Here is a 17,463-nt window from a genome sequence, read left to right as displayed (position 1 = left end):
CGAGGGTGGTCTGCACGGTCATGCCTGCACCTCCTTCACCTCGGCGGGCAGCTGGGGTGGGACGGGTTTGCGCGAGGCGAACCACGAGCGCACCAGCAGGAAGAACACCGGCACGAAGAACAGCCCCAGGACCGTGGACGCGACCATGCCACCCAGCACGCCGGTGCCGATGGCCTGGCGGCCGCCCGCGCCCGCGCCCGTGCCGATGGCCAGGGGCAGCACGCCGAATCCGAAGGCCAGCGAGGTCATGAGGATGGGGCGCAGGCGCATGCGCACGGCCTCCACCGTGGCGTCGTAGAGGTTCTTGCCCTGGGTTTGCAACTGCACCGCGAACTCCACGATCAGGATGGCGTTCTTGGACGCCAGCCCCACGGTAGTGAGCAGCCCCACCTGGAAGTACACGTCGTTGGTCATGCCGCGCGTGTAGGTGGCCAGCAGGGCGCCGATCACGCCCAGCGGCACGGCCAGCATCACCGAGAACGGCACGCTCCAGCTTTCGTACAGGGCCGCCAGGCACAGGAACACGAAGAGGATGGAGACGGCGTAGAGCAGCGGCGCTTGCGAGCCCGAGCGGCGCTCCTGCAGCGATGCGCCCGTCCACTCCATGCCGATGCCGGGCGGCAGTTTCTTCATGATTTCCTCGATGGCCACCATGGCGTCGCCCGAGCTGGCGCCTGGCGCGGTTTCGGCCTGCAGTTCCAGGGCGGGGCTGCCGTTGTAGCGCATGAGCTGGGGCGGGCCGTTGGTCCACGAGGTGCTGGCAAAGGTCGAGAAGGGCACCATTTCGCCACTGCGGTTGCGCACACTCCAGTGGCCGATGTCCTGCGGCAGCATGCGGTAGGGCGCATCGCCCTGCACATACACGCGCTTGACGCGGCCCTGGTGCACGAAGTCGTTCACATAGGTGCCGCCCATGGCGCTGGAGAGCACGCCGTTGATGTCCGCCGTGGTCAACCCCTGGGCCGCAGCCTTGCGGTCGTCGATGGTGACCTTGAGCTCCGAGGTGTTGTCGAAGTTGGTGGTCCGCACATTGGTGAGGATCGGGTTCTGCCGGGTCAGTTCGATCAACTGGTCCTTGGCAGCGACGAGGGCATCCTGCCCCAGCCCGTTGAGGTCCTTGATCATGAAATTGATGCCCGCGCTCGACCCCAGGCCGCGCACGGCGGGAGGAAGGGTCACGAAGATGCGGGCGTCGCGGATCTTGGCGAGGTCCTTGGTGGCCTGGCTCGCGATGACCTCGGCGGACTGGCTGCGCAGCGGGCGGTCCGCCCAGGGCTTGAGCCGGATGAACATGTTGCCCGAGTTCTGGTTGCCGTTGTTGCCCGCGATCGAGTTCACGCGCAGCACCTCGGGCTTGGCCAGGAAGTAGTCCTTGATCTCATCGAGCACCACACCCAGGCGCTCGTCGGTGGCGCCTGAGGGCAGCGTGATGATCGCCGAGACGAAGCCCTGGTCCTCATTGGGCAGGAAGGAGGTGGGCAGCTTCTTGAACAGGAAGGCCACGGCGAGCAGGATCACCAGGTAGATGACCACCATGCGCAGGCTGCGCTTGAGCAGCCCGCCCACGGCGCGCTGGTAGCGGTTGGCCGTGCTGTCGAAGCTGCGGTTGAACCAGGCGAAGAAGCGGTCGTTCAGGCCCAGCAGGCCGCGCCGCGGCGGGCCGTCGTGCGCTGCGTGGTGGCCTTTCTCGATGGGCTTGAGCAGGGTCGCGCACAGCGCCGGTGTCAGCGTCAGCGCCACGAACACCGACAGCGCCATGGCCGAGACGATGGTGATCGAGAACTGGCGGTAGATCACGCCGGTGGAGCCCGTGAAGAAGGCCATGGGGATGAACACCGCCGACAGCGTGAGGCCGATGCCCACCAGTGCCGGCGTGATCTCCTTCATGGACTTGCGCGTGGCCTCCTTCGGGGGCAGGCCTTCCTCGCTCATCACGCGCTCGACGTTTTCCACCACCACGATGGCATCGTCCACCAGCAGGCCGATGGCCAGCACCATGGCGAACATGGTCAGCATGTTGATCGAGTAGCCCAGCGCAGAGAGCACGCCGAAGGTGCCCAGCAGCACCACGGGCACGGCGATGGCCGGGATCATCGTGGCGCGGAAGTTCTGCAGGAAGATGAACATCACGATCACCACCAGCAGCATGGCCTCGGCCAGCGTCTTGACCACCTCCTCGATGGAGGCGCGCACGAAGGGCGTGGAGTCGGAGCTGACCACGCCGTTGATGCCATCGGGGAAGAAGGGCTCGAGCTCCTTCATCTTGCGCGCCACGGCGTCGGCCACGTCCATAGCGTTGGCGCCGTCGGCCAGCACGATGCCGATACCGGCGCCCGGTTGCCCGTTCAGGCGCGACTTCACGGTGAGGTTGTCCGCCTCCAGCGCCACCCGGGCCACGTCGGCCATGGTGACCACCGAGCCATCGGTGCCGGACTTGAGGACGATGTTCTCGAACTCGGGCACCGTCTGCAGCTTGGTGCGAGCGGTGATGGTGGCGTTGAGCATCTGCCCTGCGGGGGCAGGTTGCTGGCCGAGCTGGCCGGCCGAGACCTGGGCGTTCTGGGCATTGAGCGCATTGATCAGGTCCGACGGCATGAGCGCGAACTTCTCCATCTTGGCCGGGTCGATCCAGATGCGCATGGCATAGGAGGTGCCGAACACGGTCACGTCGCCCACGCCGTCCAGGCGGGCGATCACGTCAACTACGTTGCTGGAGATGTAGTCGCCAATGGCCACCTGGGTCACGGTGGGATCGGGCGAGGTGAACACATAGGTCACCAGGAAGTCCTGGCCGCCCTTGTTCACGAACACGCCGCGGCTCTTGACGGCCTCGGGCAGGCGGTTCATGGCCGCCTGCAGCTTGTTCTGCACCTGCACCTGGGCCACGTCGATGTTGGCGCCGGGGGCGAAGGTCAGGGTGGTGCGCGAGCGGCCTGCGGAGTCGCTGGTCGAGCCCATGTACAGCAGGCTGTCGATGCCCTTGAGCTGCTGCTCGATCACCTGGGTCACCGAGTTGTCGACCGTGCCGGCCGAGGCGCCGGTGTAGGTGGTGTTGATGGTCACGCGCGGTGGTGCGATGTCGGGGTACTGCTCCAGCGGCAGCGTGAAGATGGACATCGCCCCCGCCAGCATGATGACGATGGACAGCACCCAGGCGAAGACCGGGCGGTTGATGAAGAACTGGGCCATGGATCAGCGTCGGGGTGGGGTCGCAGGTCGGTCGGGTGGGGCGGTGCGCGCAGCGCGCGCCTCAGGAACTGGCTGCGGCCGATGAGGCCGTGGCCGCCGCGGGCGCGGCCTTGTCACGTGGCTTGACCACCGTGGGCTTGACCGTCTGGCCCACGCGGGCCTTCTGGAAACCGTCCACCATCACCTTTTCCCCGGCCTTGACGCCCGAGATCACGAGCCAGCGGTTGCCCACGGCCTGGCCGAGTTCCACCGGGCGCTTGGTGAGCTTGTTGTCCTCGCCCACCACCTGCACGCTGGGCTCGCCGGCGGGGTTGCGGATCACGGCCTCCTGGGGCAGCAGCAGCGCCTGCGGTGCCACGCTGGTGGCCAGTTGGGAGCGTACGTACATGCCGGGCATGAGGAGGTGGTCGGGGTTGGGGAAGGTCGCCCGCAGGGTGATCGCGCCGGACGTCGGGTTCACGGCGGTGCCGGTGAACTGCAACGTGCCTTCCTTTTCATAGGTGGACCCGTCTTCCAGAATGAGCTTCACCTTGGCCTGGTTGGAATCCACGCGCGTGAACTTGCCCTCTTGCCACTGTCTGCGCAACTGCAGCAGGTCCGAGCTGGACTGCGTGATGTCCACCTGGATCGGGTCGAGCTGCTGGATGGTGGCCAGGGCATTGGTCTGGTTCGCCGTGACCAGGGCACCGGCCGTCACGGACGATAGCCCGATGCGCCCGGAGATGGGCGCCAGCAGGCGTGTGTAGCGCATGTTGATGCGTGCAGCGTCCAGCGCAGCCTGCGCCACGCCCACGTCGGCCTGCGTCTGTTGCACCGCGGCCTGGCTTTCGTCGAAGACCTGGCGGCTGATGGCATCGATCTCGACCAGCTCCGCATTGCGCTTGGCATTGACCTGGGCCGTGCGCGCCGTGGCCTGCGCCTTGGCCAGGGCCGCCTGGGCACTGGCCTGGGCCGCTTCGTAGGTGGCCGGGTCCACCTGGTACAGCGGCTGGCCGGCCTTGACCAGTGCGCCTTCGGTGAACAGCCGCTTCTGGATGATGCCGTTGATCTGCGGGCGGATATCGGCGTTCTGGAACGCCGCGGTGCGGCCCGGCAGCTCCGTGCTCAGGGTCTGGCTCTCGGTGGCCAACACCACCACGCCCACCGCCGGTTCGCCTGCGGGCTTGTTGCCGGGGCCGGCCTGGGCCGGCTGGTCCTTGCCGGAGCAGGCCACCAGGCCGCCGATGCACAGGGCCGCGATGCAGCTTCGCACCCAGGCCGGGTTCAGCCGGGACATGGGACGGGCGGGGCGGGCAGGGGAGGAAGCCAGCGTCAGCGAGCCCGTGGCAGCCGGGCGGATGGCATTCAGAAGGAACGGCATGGGGGACGGTGAGTCAGAGTTGAAGGCATTGTGGGGGCCATATGTGTACGCACGATAAAGTTGGCAAAGCCAGAGCCTGTCGGCGGGTTTTTTCCCAGGCAGATGCGTTCCCCCGCACTGGGGCGGCACTTGCAAGCATCGGGCCAGCAGGCGGCCGCCCACAAAAAAGCGCTCCCTTGTCACAGGGAGCGCCTTGGATTGTGCGGGCCGCCCTTATCGGCTGCCGGTATGTACTTATGCGCTTATTGCTTGCGCGCGGCAATCGCCTTTTCGGCTTGGGTCACCAGGTCGGCGCCGATCTGGCCCTTCCACTTCTCGAACACGGGGCGCGTGGCCTTCACGAAGGCCTCGCGCTCGGCGGGGGAGAGCTGGGTCACGGTCACGCCGTTGGCGGCAATGTCCTTGAGCAGGGGCTTGTCGGCCTCGACCATGCCCTTGCGGGCGATGGCGATCTCTTCCTTGCCGGCGTCGATCGCGGCCTGCCTGACGATCTCGCGGTCGGCCGGGGTCCAGGAATTCCAGATGTCCTTGTTCACCACGAAGATCAGCGGGTCGTTGATGTAGCCCCACATGGTCACGTGCTTTTGCGCCACGGTGTGCAGCTTGGCCGCCATGTAGACGGCAATCGGGTTCTCCTGGCCGTCCACGGCGCCGCTGGCCATGGCGGGCTGGGCGTCGGCCCAGCTCATCTGCGTGGGGTTGGCGCCCAGGGCGGTGAAGGTGTCCAGGAACAGGGGCGAACCCACCACGCGGATCTTCAGACCCTTGAGGTCCTCGGGGGTCTTGATGGCCTTCTTGGAGTTGGAGATCTCGCGGTAGCCGTTCTCGCCCCAGGCCAGCGGCACCACGCCGGCCTTGTCCAGCGTGGCGAAGATGCTCTTGCCGACTTCGCCCTGGGTGAGCGCGTCCACGGCCGCATAGTCGGGCATCAGGAAGGGCAGCGAGAACAGGTTCAGCTGCTTGACCTGGGGCGACCAGTTGATGGTCGAGCCCACGGCCATGTCGATCACGCCCTGGCGCAGCGCCGAGAACTCGCGCGTCTGGTCGCCCTGGATCAGCGAGACGCCGGGGTACAGCTTGATGTTGATGCGGCCCTGGGTGCGCTCGCGCACCTTGTTGGCCCACAGCTCGCCGCCCTTGCCCCAGGGGAAGGCGGTGCCCAGCACCAGGGACATGCGGTACTCGCTCTTGTAGGCGGTCTGCGCGATGGCGGCAGGTGCGGTGAAGGCCAGGGCGGCTGCAGCCGCGACGGCAGAGGTCAGGAAGGTGCGCAATTTCATGGTTTCAGTCTCCTTGGGATCGTTGTCGGTACTACGGTAGGGGGCAGATTCGGCCGGGCTCAGTAGCCCAGGCGGGCGGGCAGCCACAGGGCCAGGGGCGGGAAGGCGATCACCAGCACCATCACGAGGAACATGGCGAACAGCATCCAGCCGACCCAGCGCACGGTCGATTCCATGCGCACGCCCGCGATGCGGCACGAGACCATCAGGTTCACGGCCAGTGGCGGGGTGAACTGGCCCAGTGCCACCTTGAGGGTCAGGATCACGCCGAACCAGACCGGGTCCCACTGGTAGTGCTGCATGATGGGCAGCAGCAGCGGCACGAAGATCAGGAAGATGGAGATGCCGTCGAGGAACATGCCCACGGTGATGAGCAGCACGATCAGCAGCGCCAGCACGCCGTACTCGCCCAGGCCCGAGTTCACGATGGCCTTGGCCACTGGGTCGATCACGCCCAGCGTGGACAGGGAGTAGGCAAAAATGCCCGCCAGCGAGACCACGATGAGGATCACCGCCGACAGCTCGCCCGATTCGCGCAGGATGGGGAACAGATCGCGCACCTTGATCGTGCGGTGGATCACCATGCCCACGAAGAGGCCGTAGAACACCGCGACCACGGCGGCTTCGGTCGGGGTGAACCAGCCTGCGCGCATGCCGCCCAGGATCAGCACCGGCGCAGCCAGGCCCCACAGGGCTTCGCGCAGGCTCTTCCAGAACGGCGGGCGGGGCATGGTGGATTCGAGCGCGCCCATCTTGTGCTTGCGCGCCATCCACACGGCGGGCACGATCAGCGCGATGCCGGCCAGGATGCCGGGAATCATGCCGGCGGCAAACAGGGCGGGAACCGACGCGCCGGGCACCAGTACCGAGTAGATGATGAACGCCACCGAGGGCGGGATCAGGATGTCGGTGGCGGCCGCGGCCCCCACCACGCTGGCCGAGAACGAGGGCGGGTAGCCCGCGCGCGACATGGCGGCGATCATCACGCCGCCCACGGCGGCGGCATTGGCCGGGCCCGAGCCCGAGATGCCGCCCAGGAACATGGCCACGGCAATCGCCACCAGCGGCAGCATGCCCGGGCCGCGCCCGACGATGGCCACGGCGAAGTTCACGAGGCGCAAGGCCACGCCCGAACGGTCGAAGATGGAGCCCACCAGCACGAACATCGGGATTGCCAGCAGCGGGTACTTGCCCAGGCCGGCATAGAAGTTCTGCGGCACGGCCAGCAGGCCGAACCACTGGCTGTCGGCATTGGCCAGGGCGATGGCGGCAGCACCGGCCAGGCCCAGGGCGGCGCCGATGGGCACGCCCACGAACATCAGGCCCAGGAAGGCCACGAACAGCAGCGTGGCGATCATGGCTGAGCGTCCCGGGCGGGGTCGTCGGACGCCGGTGTTTCGCGGCTGCGGCGCACGAGCAGGCCCACGGCCCGCGCAGCGATCAGCGCCGAGATGACGGGGAGCCAGATGGAATACCACCACTGCGGCACGCCAATGCCCGGCGAGGTCTCGCCAAAGCGGTAGTCGTCCCAGACCACGCGCACGCTGAGCACGGCGATCAGCCCGAACAGCAGGGCCACGGCCACGGCGCCCAGCTGCGCCAGGCGCTTGCGGCGGGCGGCCGAGCCGCCTTCGGCAAAGTATTCGATGCGGATGTGCTGGTCGCGCGCCACGGCGGCGGAGCCCGCCACCAGGGCCAGCACGATCATCAGGAAGACGGAGATCTCCTCCGTCCAGGCAAAGGAAGAGCTGGTGAAGTAGCGCACCAGCACGTTGGCAAAGGTGATCAGCGCGAGCGCGGCCATCACGATGACGGTGAGCCAGTCCTCGATGCGCAGGGAGCGGGGTTCGTCGGAGTCAGGGGCGGCGACGGGCACGGAGGCGTCGGTCACCGGCCCTTGGGGAGGGGTGGAGGACATCGGAGCGGCGGTACAGGAGAACAAACAGGACGGGGCCGGTCGCTCTGCCCGCCGGTGTTGTGCACCTGGGGCCGTGACGCGGGAGCGCGCTTTGGACGCAACTTTCCCTATTATGCGGTGCGTTGCTATGTGTGCACACCAATGGTGCGCTATGGATAAACCCTTGTACAGGCTTTCCATGACAGCCCGGCACGCTGCGGGGCCGCCACCGATAATGCACCGATGGAAACCAAGTGGCTTGAAGATTTCGTCAGTCTTGCAGAAACGCGCAGCTTCAGCCGGTCTGCCCAGTTGCGGCACGTGACGCAGCCCGCTTTCTCGCGCCGCATCCAGGCCCTGGAGGCCTGGGCCGGCACCGATCTGGTGGACCGCAGCTCCTACCCCACGCGCCTGACCCCGGCCGGCAAGACCCTGTACGACCAGGCGCTGGAGATGCTGCAGGCGCTGCAGAACACCCGGGCCATGCTGCGCGCGCACACCAGTGCGGGCAAGGACATGATCGAGTTCGCCGTGCCGCACACGCTGGCGTTCACCTTCTTCCCGGCCTGGGTGTCGAGCCTGCACGACAAGTTCGGCCCGTTCAAGAGCCGGCTCATCGCGCTGAACGTGCACGACGCCGTGATGCGCCTGGTGGAAGGCGGCTGCGACCTGCTGATCGCCTACCACCATCCCTCGCAGCCGTTCCAGCTCGACTCCGATCGCTATGAGATGGTGAGCCTGGGCCAGGAGGTGCTGTCCCCGTATTCCAAGGCCGATGCCGACGGCCAGCCCCTGTTCCGGCTGCCGGGCCGCGTGGGCCAGCCACTGCCCTACCTGGGCTATGCGCCTGGCGCCTACCTGGGCCGGGTGACGGAGCTGATCCTCAAGGAGTCGGGCACCCCGATCCACCTGGACAGGGTCTACGAAACCGACATGGCCGAAGGCCTCAAGGCCATGGCGCTCGAAGGCCACGGCGTGGCCTTCCTGCCCCACAGCGCGGTCAAGAAGGAGCTGCGCACGCGCAAGCTGGTCAGTGCCGCCCCGGCGGACACGGAAGGCCTGCAGATGACGATGGACGTGCGTGCCTACCGCGAAAAGCCCTCGGGCAAGGAGGCGCCCAAGGGCACGGCCCAGGCGCTGTGGACCTATCTGCAGGCGCAGGTCGGCTGAGCAGGGTCATGCCTAGGGTAAATACGGATATAAACAGTTTGCATAGTTGTCCGCGCAAACGGCATTGGAGTTTCATGGTAACGACACGTACAGTCGTCCCCATTGCTGGATCAGCGATGGCGATGTAGTCTCTTTGGAGCCAGGGTGGCACGAAGATTGCAGATCTGATTCCACTTCCTACTTACCGAGACACCGCATGAAAGTTCAGCATTGGGGATTGGCGTGGGGCCTTGCGGCCCTGTGCTGCGCATCCGCGGCGTCTGCCCAGGGGGTGCTCGAGCGCGTCAGCGGCGGTGGCAAGCTGGTGATTGCGCACCGGGAGTCTTCGGTGCCGTTTTCCTACATCGACAGCAAGACCGGCAAGCCGGTCGGCTATGCCGTGGACCTGTGCCTGCGCCTGGCCGAGGTGGTGAGGAAGAAGACCGGCAAGAAGGACATGCAGGTCGAGTTCCTGGCCGTCACGCCGGCCAACCGCATTGCCGTGATCGAGCAGGGCAAGGCCGACCTGGAGTGTGGCTCCACCACCAACAATGCCGAACGGCGCCAGAAGGTGGCCTTCACCGTGCCGCATTTCATCACCGGTGCCCGCCTGCTGGTGAAATCGGGCAGTACCATTGACAAGGTGGAAGACCTCAACGGCAAGAAGCTGGTGTCCACCAAGGGCACGACGCCGCTAAAGGCGGCCGACCAGGCCAACCGCGAGCGCCTGATGGGCATCACCATCCTAGAGGCGCCCGACCACGCCAAGGCCGTGGAGATGGTGGAGAAGGGCGAGGCCGATGCCTTCGTCATGGACGACGTGCTGCTCTACGGCCTGGCCGCCGGCCGGCCGAACCCGGGCGCCCTGAAGGTGGTGGGTCGCTTCATGACCACCGAGCCGCTGGCCATCATGCTGCCCAAGAACGATCCCGAATTCAAGAAGCTGGTGGACGAGGAGATGCGTCGCCTCATCAACAGCCGGGATATCTACCCCATATATGAGAAGTGGTTTGCCAAACCGATTCCCCCCAACAGCACCACGCTGAACCTTCCGGTCAGCTATCTGTTGCGGGACTTCTGGAAATACCCTACCGACCAGGTCCCGTTCTGACTAATATCGCTGGTCGCGTGGTTCCCTTTTTGGTTTTTTGCCCACCGGCCCTTGCGGGCCGGGTAAATCTCTAAAATCCCCCCCTTTTCGTTTCACACAAGGAGATCCCAATGAAGAAGCATTTGCTCGCGGTTGCCGTGACCGCCCTGGCTGCAGGCAGCGCATTCGCCCAAGCCACCGACACCCTGGCCAAAATCAAGGCCTCGGGCAGCGTGACGCTGGGTGTGCGCGAGTCTTCGGGTCTTTCCTACACCCTGGGCAATGGCAAGTACGTGGGTTTCCACACCGAAATGGGTGAAATCATCCTGGCCGACATCCAGAAGCAACTGGGTCTGGCCAAGCTGGAAACCAAGTACCAGCCCGTGACCTCGCAAAACCGCATTCCCCTGGTGACCAATGGCACCGTGGACCTGGAGTGCGGCTCCACCACGAACAATGCCGCGCGCCAGAAGGACGTGGCCTTTGCCGTGACCACCTACGTGGAAGAAGTCCGCACGGTCGTGAAGGCCAACTCCAACATCACCTCCATCAAGGACCTGAACGGCAAGACCGTGGCCACGACCACGGGCACCACCTCGGTGCAGACCCTGCGCAAGCACGAGCGCGCTGGCGGCATCGACTTCAAGGAAGTCTTCGGCAAGGACCACGCCGACAGCTTCCTGATGCTGGAAACCGGCCGTGCCGACGCCTTCGTGATGGACGGCTCGATCCTGGCCGCCAACGTCTCCAAGTCCAAGAACCCTGCCGACTACAAGATCGTCGGCGAAGTGCTGTCGGTGGAGCCTATCGCCTGCATGCTGCGCAAGGATGACGCCGGCTTCAAGAAGGCCGTGGACGACAGCATCAAGCGCCAGATCGCCGACGGCTCGCTGGCCAAGCTGTACGACAAGTGGTTCATGCAACCCGTGCCTCCGACCAACACCAAGATCGGCCTGCCCATGTCCGACGCCACCAAGGCGGCTTGGGCCAGCCCGAACGACAAGCCCATGGAAGACTACGCCAAGAAGTAATCTTCGGGATGCTTGCGCCCCTTCGGCCGCCATGGTTTGAAGGGGCTTTTTTGTTGGGTCCGCAAAGGATTGCGCCCAATTCAATACCAAACAATAAAGGGGTGATCCTATGAGTTGGGATTGGCAGGTGTTCTGCCAGGACACCATGGACAGGGAAGTCGTGCAAAGCTGCTTTGGCAAGGGCGGCGACATCACTTACCTGGACTGGATGCTGTCGGCCTGGGGCTGGACGGTGTCTGTTTCGTTGCTGGCCCTGGTGCTGGCGCTCGTGTTGGGCTCCGTGATCGGCACCCTGCGTACCTTGCAGGACCGGCCGATGATCGTGCGCCTGGGCAATGCCTGGGTCGAGCTGTTTCGCAATATTCCGCTGCTGGTACAGATTTTCCTGTGGTACCACGTCATCCCCAGCCTCTTTCCAGTCATGAAGGGCGTTCCCGGCTTCACGCTGGTGGTGCTGGCGCTGGGCTTCTTCACGTCGGCGCGGATTGCCGAGCAGGTGCGCTCGGGTATCAATACCCTGCCCCGTGGCCAGCGCTATGCAGGGATGGCCGTGGGCTTCACCACCTTCCAGACCTACCGCTACGTGCTGCTGCCGATGGCGTTTCGCATCATCATCCCGCCGCTGACCAGCGAGACGATGAACATCTTCAAGAACTCCTCCGTGGCGTTTGCCGTGTCGGTGGCTGAGCTCACGATGTTCGCCATGCAGGCGCAGGAAGAAACTTCGCGCGGCATCGAGGTCTATCTGGCCGTGACGGCGCTCTACGTCATCTCCGCGTTTGCGATCAACCGCATCATGGCGTTCATCGAGAAGCGTGCACGCATCCCCGGGGTGGTTGTGCCCAGCGGCGCAGGTGGAGGGCACTGACAAATGAATCTCGACTTTGGCTTTTACAACTGGGACCTGATCTCCAACTTCGTGCTCAAGGGGCTGTATTTCAGCCTGATCCTCACGTTCGTGGCCACCATCGGTGGCGTGATCTTCGGGACCGTGCTCGCGCTCATGCGGCTGTCGGGCAAGAAGTGGCTGGACGTGCCAGCCACCATCTACGTCAACGGCATGCGCAGCATTCCGCTGGTGATGGTGATCCTGTGGTTCTTCCTGCTGGTGCCGGCCATCATCGGGCGGCCCATCGGCGCGGAAGTCTCGGCGGTGGTGACCTTCATCGCCTTCGAGGCCGCCTACTTCAGCGAGATCATGCGCGCCGGCATCCAGTCCATCGCGCGTGGGCAGGTCCATGCGGGCCAGGCCCTGGGCATGACCTATGGCCAGAACATGAAGCTGGTGGTGCTGCCCCAGGCGTTCCGCAACATGCTGCCGGTGCTGCTCACGCAGACCATCATCCTGTTCCAGGACACCTCGCTGGTCTACGCCATCGGCGCCTACGACATGCTCAAGGGCTTTGAAGTGGCGGGCAAGAACTTTGGCCGCCCCATCGAGGCCTACCTGGCCGCAGCGGTTCTGTACTTTGTGATGTGCTATGCGCTGTCCTGGATGGTCAAACGCCTGCACCAGAAGATCGCGATCATTCGCTGATGCAAAAGAGATTGGATTGAGGAACAAGAAATGATCGAACTCAAGAACGTATCCAAGTGGTATGGCCCCGTGCAGGTGCTCAACGAGTGCTCGGCCGTCATCAACAAGGGTGAAGTGGTGGTGGTGTGCGGGCCCTCGGGCTCGGGCAAGTCCACGCTGATCAAGACCATCAACGCGCTCGAGCCCTTCCAGAAGGGTGAGATCACGGTGGACGGCGTGAAGCTGCACGACCCCAAGACCGACCTGCCCAAGCTGCGCAGCCGCGTGGGCATGGTGTTCCAGCACTTCGAGCTGTTTCCCCACCTGTCGGTGACGGAGAACCTGACGATTGCCCAGATCAAGGTGCTGGGCCGCACCCCGGACGATGCCAAGAAGCGCGGCTTGAAGATGCTCGAGCGCGTGGGCCTGATCGCCCACAAGGACAAGTTCCCGGGCCAGCTCTCGGGCGGCCAGCAGCAGCGCGTGGCGATTGCCCGTGCCCTGAGCATGGACCCCATCGTGATGCTGTTCGATGAACCCACCTCGGCGCTCGACCCCGAAATGGTCGGCGAAGTGCTGGACGTGATGGTGGGCCTGGCCAACGAAGGCATGACCATGATGTGCGTGACCCACGAAATGGGCTTCGCCCGCAAGGTGAGCAACCGCGTGATCTTCATGGACGTGGGCGGCAAGATCCTGGAGGACTGCTCCAAGGACGACTTCTTCAACCACCCCGAAGCCCGCCAGCCGCGCACCAAAGACTTCCTCAACAAGATCCTGCAGCACTGAGCTGCACACACTGTGCTCTGCCCGGGCGCAGTGTGCAGGAAGTCACACAAGGCGCCTTCGGGCGCCTTTTTTGTTCGTGTGGGCCATCGGCGTGGAAGGTGTGCCGTGCTACGTTCGCTGCTTGTCCATTTTCGGTGCATTCGCCATGCGTCCCACGCACCCCTCTTCCCCCTGCCTTCCTGTGCCGACCCGCCGCGGGGGGCGCTGCATTGCAGGGAGTGCTTGGCTGCTCCTGGTGCTGGCACCGGTTGTCGCCATGGCGCAGGACAAGGCCGCACCACCACCGGGGTGCGCGCGGCTGGCCCAGGTGGCCCAGGCCCTCCACCTGGCGGGGCCTGGCACAGCCGGCCGCTACCAGTGCGATCTGCAGCAGCGCACGCCTGCGGGCCAGGTGCTTGCCCTGCGCTACCAGGGCCCCGAAGTGCGCGATGGCAGCAGCAACCTGGTGGGCTACTACGAGGTGGACCGCCGCACCCAAGCCGTGCACCCCTGGGACCTGGCCACCGGCAAGCGTGCAGCCGAGCCACTGCCCGCCGATGCCATGCCCCCGCCCACCGTGATGGCCTGCGGCCTGGCTTTCGAACTGCCCGTGCACTACCGCGTCACCAAGCCGCGCCGCACGGAGGGGGTGGACGGTATGCGCCTGTGCGCTTTCGATGTGGTGCCCGCGAAAATGCCGCCCAGAGAACTGGAATGCAAGGACCAGGACGAGGGCGGTTCGCCGCCCTACAAGGTGTGCGACTGGGCCATTGACGGTGCCAAGGCCTGGCCTACCGTGCAGGTGGCGCGCACCCGGATCGACATCGACCACAAGCAGGTGGATCCCTTTCAGTTCGAGAACGGAGCCTGGCGCTTGCCCAATGCCCAGGCCGATGCGGAGGCTGCGGAGCGCTTTCGTTTCTTTGGCAAGCGGGCCTATCGAGGTGAGACGGTGACCCGCATGTCCTGGTACCGGACCCGCATCAAATCCTCCGAGTCGATCTATGCCGGCACAGGCACCACGCAGGCCGTGCTGATGCAGCTCACGCCCCAACTGGCCGTGGTGCTGGTGGATCCCCCCGCGGACGATTCCGCTGGCGGTGTGACGGAATGCCGGATTTTCTGCAAAAGTTTGCGCGCCGCCGGGCGTTCCGGCGACGAGCCCTGATACAACGCCGGATGACTTGCCTGCGCCGGGGTATCGCGGTGATGCATGCGGGGCGGTGGACTGAGAGGAGAGCGCACGGCCATGAGCAGCAACCCAGAGAGCGACGAATTCGAGTTTCCGGCGGGCCTGCCGGTACCGCAACCCCTGCGTGACCTGCTGCGCGCCTTCCCGCAGTTGCGCCAGCCGTCCGCGCCGGTGAGCGGCTCCTTTGCCTTCCATGCCCAGCCGCCCGGTGCGGTGGCGCGCTATTTCGGCGAGGCAGGCCATGCCGGTGGGCAGGCAGCTGCGCAGCACCTGGGCGTGTTCGGTGTGGAGCCCGATGGCTCGGCCATTGCCATCTGGCGTGCACCGCAGGGCGGCCTGCCGGTGGTCTATCTCGGCTCTGAAGGAGGTGGGCGGGTGCTGGCCAGCGATGCGCTGCAGTTCCTGCGTCTGCTGGGCGTGGGCTATGGCGAATTCGCGCTGTATGGCAACCTGGACGAGCCGCCCGAGGAAGACGGCGAGGTGGCCCCCGAGCTGCTGGCGTGGCTTGCGGCGCAAGGGCTGTCGGTGCCCGCAACGGGGGAAGACATCCTGGCCGAGGCTGAGCAGCGCTGGCCCGATTTCGATGGCTGGGTGGAGGATGCGATCGCCGGGCGGGTGGTGACGCCGGTGCCTGCGGGGCCATCCCCGGCCGCGGCGCCTGTGGCCGCAGCCGCCGGGGGCAATCTCTGGGACCAGATGCTGGCCTGCATCGGCCGGCGCATCGACGATCCGCTGGTGCTGCAGTGGCTGGCTGCCGTGGGGGCCAAGCCCCTCAAGCCCGCCACGCCGCACAACGACAGCACCTACGTCAGCGTGCGCGCCACGGGCATCGAGGTCAGTGCCGAGATGGCACCCAAGCACCGCGGCTTCTGGCCGCCGCGCAAGGACCGGCGCATCTGGCGCACCTATGTCACGCGCATCATCGTGCCGGTGAAGGCGGCGGGGCTCATCCCCTTGCCCGATGGCCTGTCCTGGGCGCATTTTCCCGGCACCGTGGATGGCCATGGCTTCATGGACCAGGCGGTCAGCGACACGCTGGAGCTGGCCTTCCTGCGCGCGGACAAGGGCGGCGGTATCGCCCGCATCGACGCCCGGCTGCCCACGGAGCGCGACTTCATGGAGGCCAGTGCCGACTACGAGCAGACCAAGCCCCTGGTCTATGTCGAGGACGCATTCTTCGTGACCTGGTGCGCGCTGCAGGGACTGCTCGATCCGGTGCGCTACCCGGCCGACCTGCTCGCGCCCTGGCGCGCACGCAGCGCCACGCCGCTGCAGCTGCTGCACGGCCCCTGCGGGCGCATCGTCTGGACCGACGACCTGGCGCCGGGCGCCTCGGATTTCTGGGACCGCTACTACCGGGGCTTCGGCACACCCGATGCCGAGCGCTGGGTGAGCGACGTCAAGACCGTGTTCGGATCGTCCAACCACTTCCGCGAGCCGGACGAGGCCATGACGCCCGACAGCTGGGAGGCCTTCGACCGGATTGCGCCCAAGATTGCCCGGCGTTTCGAGGCCTGGCGCCCCAAGGCGCAGCAAGGTTGACGGCATGCTGCAGCGCCGCTCCTTTCTGGCATGGGGCTTCGTGTGCGCATGCGCGGGCATGGCGGCCTTTTCTACCCCCACCCAGGCTGCTCCCATGGAAAAGACCCTGCTGTTCGAAAGCGCCGTGCACCCCTGGAAGGTCTACTACGTGCGCGAAAAGCCCACCTGGCAGACGCGCGAGCACTACTACCAGGTCACGCACCAGGGGCAGCCTTTCGTGCTGCCCAAGGAGCTGTTTCGCGGCGTGCGCGACGTGGACCGTTTCATCGCCGCCTCGGGCTTCGAGACACAGGAGACGCACGCCGACTCGGTGCTGCTGGTGTTCGAGAACCGCACGCTCAAACCCGACGGCTTCGAGGAGCGTGCCATGGTCTCCGTGATGGCGCAGTCGGTGCGCGCGGGCAAGGGCTACCAGGTGCGCATTGCCAACCTGCAGGGCCAGGTGCTGGCGGTGGTCGAGCGGGAGCCGGCACGCTGAGTGGCCGGCAGCGGCTGGCTCATTTCCGGGCAGGTTTGCGCCCCGGCATGCCCTCCACGATGAGCTGCTGGTCCTCCACATCCTTCCACAGCGTGTCGCGGCGCTTGAGCGCCTCCGACACCGCTGCGTGGCGCAGTTGCGCCACGGCCGACACCAGCGCATTGCACAGGAAGAAGGCCGCCGTGTAGGAGTCGAACGGCGAGGCGTTGGAGGTGCGCACCAGGATGCGCTCGTGCGCCAGCGCGGCCAGGGGCGCCGAGGCGCTGTCGGTGAGGGCCAGCACCTGGCCACCGGCCTCGCGAAAGCGCTGCGCCACCTTCACCGGCCCGCTCGCGTAGCGGCGGATGCTGAAGGCCAGCAGCACGTCGTCGGGCTGCACCCAGAGCAACTGGTCGGTGGCGGCCACGGCACCCGCGCCCAGTTCGTGCACGCCGGGGCGGCACATGTTCAGGTGCAATGCCAGCCAGGCGGCCACGGGCGCGCTGTTGATCTGCGCCAGCACGAAGACCCGGCCCTTCTCCCGGGCCAGCCGGTTGGCGATGGCCTCGAAGGCCGCCATGTCCAGGCCGTCGCGCGTGGCGCTGATGTTGTGCTGGTCGTGCAGCAAGGCGTCGTCCACGCACTGCTGCAGGCTGCGCCGGGTGCCGATGGTCACCGGCGCGCGCTGGCCGGCGGTCTGCAGCAGCGCCGTGACCTCGGCGCGGGCCTCGCGCTGGGCCTCGGCGTAGCTGCCGTAGCCGAGCTTGGCGAACAGCCGCACCACGGTGGAGGCGCTGGTGCCCGTGCGGGTGGCCAGCGAGGTGGCCGATTCGAGCAGCGCATGCGGATAGTCGCGCTCCAGTGCTTCGGCCAGCGCGCGTTCGCTGGCGGTCAGGCCCGCGCCCTGGCGGGCCAGGCGCTCAGGCAACAGGCCGTCGGCTGATTGCAATGTTGATTTCATTGATGTCCATTTTATGAAAAATGTATTGCAA

At 66.1% G+C, this 17,463-nt stretch carries 15 protein-coding genes; 9 read left to right on the top strand and 6 right to left on the bottom strand.

Annotated elements, in window-relative coordinates; genetic code table 11:
* Nucleotides 1–18: 18 nt before the first annotated feature.
* The 5 genes from AC07PF_RS02520 to AC07PF_RS02500 form a co-directional block, all read right to left on the bottom strand.
* Nucleotides 19–3,189 carry an efflux RND transporter permease subunit gene (locus AC07PF_RS02520; RefSeq protein WP_494610783.1) on the bottom strand — a complete coding sequence of 1,057 codons (3,171 nt, stop codon included), beginning with the start codon at nt 3,187–3,189 and terminating at the stop codon, nt 19–21.
* Between the two features lie 61 nt (nt 3,190–3,250).
* Nucleotides 3,251–4,549 (bottom strand): efflux RND transporter periplasmic adaptor subunit, encoded by a 1,299-nt coding sequence (locus tag AC07PF_RS02515; RefSeq protein ID WP_494610781.1) that lies wholly within the window; start codon nt 4,547–4,549, stop codon nt 3,251–3,253.
* Between the two features lie 242 nt (nt 4,550–4,791).
* Entirely contained in the window at nt 4,792–5,829 is a 1,038-nt protein-coding gene (locus AC07PF_RS02510) for a DctP family TRAP transporter solute-binding subunit (protein WP_007857313.1), read from the bottom strand.
* A 59-nt stretch (nt 5,830–5,888) separates the two neighbouring features.
* Nucleotides 5,889–7,187, bottom strand: a complete 1,299-nt coding sequence (locus tag AC07PF_RS02505) for a TRAP transporter large permease (RefSeq protein WP_007857314.1) — start codon at nt 7,185–7,187, stop codon at nt 5,889–5,891.
* Nucleotides 7,184–7,747 (bottom strand): TRAP transporter small permease, encoded by a 564-nt coding sequence (locus tag AC07PF_RS02500; RefSeq protein ID WP_494610780.1) that lies wholly within the window; start codon nt 7,745–7,747, stop codon nt 7,184–7,186. Before AC07PF_RS02500 ends, AC07PF_RS02505 begins: the two co-directional genes overlap by 4 nt.
* Nucleotides 7,748–7,969: 222 nt before the next feature.
* On the opposite strand from AC07PF_RS02500, the gene AC07PF_RS02495 reads away from it, so the two are divergent.
* The 9 genes from AC07PF_RS02495 (at nt 7,970) to AC07PF_RS02455 (ending at nt 16,492) form a co-directional block, all read left to right on the top strand.
* A complete protein-coding gene (locus AC07PF_RS02495; protein WP_007857316.1) occupies nt 7,970–8,896 on the top strand; it encodes a LysR family transcriptional regulator in 927 nt (308 codons plus the stop codon).
* A gap of 196 nt (nt 8,897–9,092) precedes the next feature.
* Nucleotides 9,093–9,986 carry an amino acid ABC transporter substrate-binding protein gene (locus AC07PF_RS02490; RefSeq protein ID WP_494610779.1) on the top strand — a complete coding sequence of 298 codons (894 nt, stop codon included), beginning with the start codon at nt 9,093–9,095 and terminating at the stop codon, nt 9,984–9,986.
* Between the two features lie 110 nt (nt 9,987–10,096).
* A complete protein-coding gene (locus AC07PF_RS02485; RefSeq protein WP_007857318.1) occupies nt 10,097–10,996 on the top strand; it encodes an amino acid ABC transporter substrate-binding protein in 900 nt (299 codons plus the stop codon).
* Nucleotides 10,997–11,105: 109 nt separating this feature from the next.
* Complete coding sequence (locus tag AC07PF_RS02480) at nt 11,106–11,864, top strand: amino acid ABC transporter permease (protein WP_007857319.1); 759 nt, start codon at nt 11,106–11,108, stop codon at nt 11,862–11,864.
* Between the two features lie 3 nt (nt 11,865–11,867).
* Nucleotides 11,868–12,533, top strand: a complete 666-nt coding sequence (locus AC07PF_RS02475) for an amino acid ABC transporter permease (RefSeq protein WP_007857320.1) — start codon at nt 11,868–11,870, stop codon at nt 12,531–12,533.
* Between the two features lie 30 nt (nt 12,534–12,563).
* Nucleotides 12,564–13,301, top strand: a complete 738-nt coding sequence (locus AC07PF_RS02470; RefSeq protein ID WP_007857321.1) for an amino acid ABC transporter ATP-binding protein — start codon at nt 12,564–12,566, stop codon at nt 13,299–13,301.
* A 235-nt stretch (nt 13,302–13,536) separates the two neighbouring features.
* Nucleotides 13,537–14,448: a hypothetical protein gene (locus AC07PF_RS02465; RefSeq protein WP_494610778.1), complete on the top strand. Its 912-nt coding sequence runs from the start codon at nt 13,537–13,539 to the stop codon at nt 14,446–14,448.
* Nucleotides 14,449–14,529: 81 nt separating this feature from the next.
* Nucleotides 14,530–16,014 carry a hypothetical protein gene (locus AC07PF_RS02460; RefSeq protein ID WP_494610777.1) on the top strand — a complete coding sequence of 495 codons (1,485 nt, stop codon included), beginning with the start codon at nt 14,530–14,532 and terminating at the stop codon, nt 16,012–16,014.
* 94 nt (nt 16,015–16,108) lie between these two features.
* Nucleotides 16,109–16,492 carry a hypothetical protein gene (locus AC07PF_RS02455; protein WP_494610776.1) on the top strand — a complete coding sequence of 128 codons (384 nt, stop codon included), beginning with the start codon at nt 16,109–16,111 and terminating at the stop codon, nt 16,490–16,492.
* Nucleotides 16,493–16,511: 19 nt separating this feature from the next.
* Here the strand turns inward: AC07PF_RS02455 and AC07PF_RS02450 are convergent, their stop codons facing one another.
* Nucleotides 16,512–17,432: a MurR/RpiR family transcriptional regulator gene (locus AC07PF_RS02450; RefSeq protein ID WP_494610775.1), complete on the bottom strand. Its 921-nt coding sequence runs from the start codon at nt 17,430–17,432 to the stop codon at nt 16,512–16,514.
* Between the last annotated feature and the right edge of the window lie 31 nt (nt 17,433–17,463).

This window comes from Acidovorax sp. GW821-FHT10A04 (assembly GCF_059415825.1).
This window is presented reverse-complemented; position numbering and strand designations above follow the sequence as displayed.

Coding starts and splice junctions, on each gene's coding strand:
- AC07PF_RS02520 (WP_494610783.1), bottom strand. CDS start 3,189: ATGGCCCAGTTCTTCATCAACCGCCCGGTCTTCGCCTGGGTGCTGTCC.
- AC07PF_RS02515 (WP_494610781.1), bottom strand. CDS start 4,549: ATGCCGTTCCTTCTGAATGCCATCCGCCCGGCTGCCACGGGCTCGCTG.
- AC07PF_RS02510 (WP_007857313.1), bottom strand. CDS start 5,829: ATGAAATTGCGCACCTTCCTGACCTCTGCCGTCGCGGCTGCAGCCGCC.
- AC07PF_RS02505 (WP_007857314.1), bottom strand. CDS start 7,187: ATGATCGCCACGCTGCTGTTCGTGGCCTTCCTGGGCCTGATGTTCGTG.
- AC07PF_RS02500 (WP_494610780.1), bottom strand. CDS start 7,747: ATGTCCTCCACCCCTCCCCAAGGGCCGGTGACCGACGCCTCCGTGCCC.
- AC07PF_RS02495 (WP_007857316.1), top strand. CDS start 7,970: ATGGAAACCAAGTGGCTTGAAGATTTCGTCAGTCTTGCAGAAACGCGC.
- AC07PF_RS02490 (WP_494610779.1), top strand. CDS start 9,093: ATGAAAGTTCAGCATTGGGGATTGGCGTGGGGCCTTGCGGCCCTGTGC.
- AC07PF_RS02485 (WP_007857318.1), top strand. CDS start 10,097: ATGAAGAAGCATTTGCTCGCGGTTGCCGTGACCGCCCTGGCTGCAGGC.
- AC07PF_RS02480 (WP_007857319.1), top strand. CDS start 11,106: ATGAGTTGGGATTGGCAGGTGTTCTGCCAGGACACCATGGACAGGGAA.
- AC07PF_RS02475 (WP_007857320.1), top strand. CDS start 11,868: ATGAATCTCGACTTTGGCTTTTACAACTGGGACCTGATCTCCAACTTC.
- AC07PF_RS02470 (WP_007857321.1), top strand. CDS start 12,564: ATGATCGAACTCAAGAACGTATCCAAGTGGTATGGCCCCGTGCAGGTG.
- AC07PF_RS02460 (WP_494610777.1), top strand. CDS start 14,530: ATGAGCAGCAACCCAGAGAGCGACGAATTCGAGTTTCCGGCGGGCCTG.
- AC07PF_RS02455 (WP_494610776.1), top strand. CDS start 16,109: ATGGAAAAGACCCTGCTGTTCGAAAGCGCCGTGCACCCCTGGAAGGTC.
- AC07PF_RS02450 (WP_494610775.1), bottom strand. CDS start 17,432: ATGAAATCAACATTGCAATCAGCCGACGGCCTGTTGCCTGAGCGCCTG.